Origin of the sequence: Chryseobacterium sp. SIMBA_029, assembly GCF_046535275.1 — a bacterium.
GTDB lineage: Bacteria > Bacteroidota > Bacteroidia > Flavobacteriales > Weeksellaceae > Chryseobacterium.
In genome coordinates this window covers 1-3486 of the sequence record NZ_JAWRXA010000026.1, presented here as the reverse complement: position 1 = coordinate 3486, position 3486 = coordinate 1, and the positions used below count along the sequence as shown (strand labels likewise).

The window sequence follows — 3486 nt, the reverse complement described above, 5'->3', positions numbered from 1 at the left end:
CGAAACGACAGAAAGTAGGGTATTGTAAAAAGCGGAAGAAGAGAAGATCATTGAAAAATAATATAACAACCAAGTAAGGAAAAACTAAAGCGTAAGATAACTTTGAGTGAGTCAGACAAACATACAATGGAGAGTTTGATCCTGGCTCAGGATGAACGCTAGCGGGAGGCCTAACACATGCAAGCCGAGCGGTAGAGATTCTTCGGAATCTTGAGAGCGGCGTACGGGTGCGGAACACGTGTGCAACCTGCCTTTATCAGGGAGATAGCCTTTCGAAAGGAAGATTAATATCCCATAATATTTTGACTGGCATCAGTTGAAATTGAAAGCTCCGGCGGATAGAGATGGGCACGCGCAAGATTAGATAGTTGGCGGGGTAACGGCCCACCAAGTCAATGATCTTTAGGGGGCCTGAGAGGGTGATCCCCCACACTGGTACTGAGACACGGACCAGACTCCTACGGGAGGCAGCAGTGAGGAATATTGGACAATGGGTGAGAGCCTGATCCAGCCATCCCGCGTGAAGGACGACGGCCCTATGGGTTGTAAACTTCTTTTGTATAGGGATAAACCTACCCTCGTGAGGGTAGCTGAAGGTACTATACGAATAAGCACCGGCTAACTCCGTGCCAGCAGCCGCGGTAATACGGAGGGTGCAAGCGTTATCCGGATTTATTGGGTTTAAAGGGTCCGTAGGCGGACTCGTAAGTCAGTGGTGAAATCTCATAGCTTAACTATGAAACTGCCATTGATACTGCGGGTCTTGAGTAAGGTAGAGGTAGCTGGAATAAGTAGTGTAGCGGTGAAATGCATAGATATTACTTAGAACACCAATTGCGAAGGCAGGTTACCATGTCTTAACTGACGCTGATGGACGAAAGCGTGGGGAGCGAACAGGATTAGATACCCTGGTAGTCCACGCCGTAAACGATGCTAACTCGTTTTTGGGTTTTCGGATTCAGAGACTAAGCGAAAGTGATAAGTTAGCCACCTGGGGAGTACGTTCGCAAGAATGAAACTCAAAGGAATTGACGGGGGCCCGCACAAGCGGTGGATTATGTGGTTTAATTCGATGATACGCGAGGAACCTTACCAAGGCTTAAATGGGAATTGACAGGTTTAGAAATAGACTTTTCTTCGGACAATTTTCAAGGTGCTGCATGGTTGTCGTCAGCTCGTGCCGTGAGGTGTTAGGTTAAGTCCTGCAACGAGCGCAACCCCTGTCACTAGTTGCCATCATTCAGTTGGGGACTCTAGTGAGACTGCCTACGCAAGTAGAGAGGAAGGTGGGGATGACGTCAAATCATCACGGCCCTTACGCCTTGGGCCACACACGTAATACAATGGCCAGTACAGAGGGCAGCTACCAGGCGACTGGATGCGAATCTCGAAAGCTGGTCTCAGTTCGGATTGGAGTCTGCAACTCGACTCTATGAAGCTGGAATCGCTAGTAATCGCGCATCAGCCATGGCGCGGTGAATACGTTCCCGGGCCTTGTACACACCGCCCGTCAAGCCATGGAAGTCTGGGGTACCTGAAGTCGGTGACCGTAACAGGAGCTGCCTAGGGTAAAACAGGTAACTAGGGCTAAGTCGTAACAAGGTAGCCGTACCGGAAGGTGCGGCTGGAACATCTCATTTTAGAGCGTCTTTCGGGACGATAAACAAATAAAGGTACTTAAATGTACCATGTACTTACTTAAAGTTCATGCTTTAGTTTTTTATTTGGTTGATTATATATATAAAAATACAAACCCACTAGAAATTAGTATCAGAGGGAGAGAGATTTTAGTAACAGCAGTTAGAGGTTAGAAATTAGAAGTTAGTTATGCTAACACCTAAAAACCGACAACCGAGAACTAAAATTAATGAAGTCTCGTAGCTCAGCTGGTTAGAGCGCTACACTGATAATGTAGAGGTCGGCAGTTCGAGCCTGCCCGAGACTACTAATTATAGTTGATGGTTAAGAGTTAATAGTTGAAGGAAAATCCAACACCTAAAAACCCACAACCAACAACGACTAGAGGGGGAATTAGCTCAGCTGGCTAGAGCGCCTGCCTTGCACGCAGGAGGTCAAGGGTTCGACTCCCTTATTCTCCACAGTTTTGTGAGTCTGATTTAAAAGTACAATGAATAGAGCCAAAACAAATATTCATTTATCAGACAAGCAGAAAGAAATTAAAGATCATTGACATTAACGGTAAAAATATCACAAAGAGAAAACCGAGCACTTACGAGTGCTTGAGTAACCAATAAATAGGAAAGAAATCGTTAAGGGCGTATGGCGGATGCCTAGGCTTTCAGAGGCGAAGAAGGACGCGGTAAGCTGCGAAAAGCTGCGGGGATCGGCACACACGAATTGATCCGCAGATGTCCGAATGGGGCAACCCGGCATGTTGAAGACATGTCACTCTAATTTATTAGAGAGCAAACCCGGAGAACTGAAACATCTAAGTACCCGGAGGAAAAGAAATCGAAGAGATTCCGTAAGTAGTGGCGAGCGAACGCGGATTAGCCCAAAAGTCTATATATATTTAAAAGAATGTTCTGGAAAGAACGGCCATAGAGGGTGATAGCCCCGTATTTGAAAGGTATATTTAGATGATAAATGAGTAGGGCGGGACACGTGAAATCCTGTCTGAATATGGGGGGACCATCCTCCAAGGCTAAATACTCCTGAAAGACCGATAGTGAACAAGTACTGTGAAGGAAAGGTGAAAAGCACTTCGAATAGAAGGGTGAAATAGAACCTGAAACCGTACGCCTACAAGCGGTCGGAGCCCACATGTTGGGTGACGGCGTGCCTTTTGCATAATGAGCCTACGAGTTAATGTTACTAGCGAGGTTAAGGACTTCAGGTCCGGAGCCGGAGCGAAAGCGAGTCTGAATAGGGCGCTTAGTTAGTAGTATTAGACGCGAAACCTTGTGATCTACCCATGGGCAGGTTGAAGCTCTGGTAACACAGAGTGGAGGACCGAACCGGTTGACGTTGAAAAGTCTTCGGATGACCTGTGGGTAGGGGTGAAAGGCCAATCAAACTGGGAGATAGCTCGTACTCCCCGAAATGCATTTAGGTGCAGCGTCGTGTATAAGTTTATTAGAGGTAGAGCTACTGATTGGATGCGGGGGTTTCATCACCTACCAATTCCTGACAAACTCCGAATGCTAATAAATGTTCCACGGCAGTGAGGGCGCGGGTGCTAAGGTCCGTGTCCGAGAGGGAAAGAACCCAGACCAACAGCTAAGGTCCCCAAATATATGTTAAGTTGAAGCAACGCGGTTGGACTGCATTGACAGCTAGGATGTTGGCTTGGAAGCAGCCATTCATTTAAAGAGTGCGTAACAGCTCACTAGTCGAGCGGTCCGGCATGGATAATAATCGGGCATAAACATATTACCGAAGCTATGGATTTATAACCATTGGGTTATATCTGGTAGGGGAGCATTCTATTTGCACCGAAGCAGTGCTGCGAGGCATTGTGGAGCG

The 3486-nt window shown here is 47.0% G+C and carries 2 tRNA genes and 2 rRNA genes; all 4 read left to right on the top strand.

The annotated features are described in order from the left end of the window. Positions 1-123: 123 nt before the first annotated feature. Positions 124-1640, top strand: a 16S ribosomal RNA gene (locus tag SB679_RS23035). A gap of 231 nt (positions 1641-1871) precedes the next feature. Beyond that, positions 1872-1945 (top strand) — tRNA-Ile (locus SB679_RS23030). Positions 1946-2025: 80 nt separating this feature from the next. Further along, positions 2026-2099 (top strand) — tRNA-Ala (locus tag SB679_RS23025). 161 nt (positions 2100-2260) lie between these two features. Beyond that, positions 2261-3486: ribosomal RNA gene (locus SB679_RS23020) — 23S ribosomal RNA — on the top strand; the annotation flags it as partial.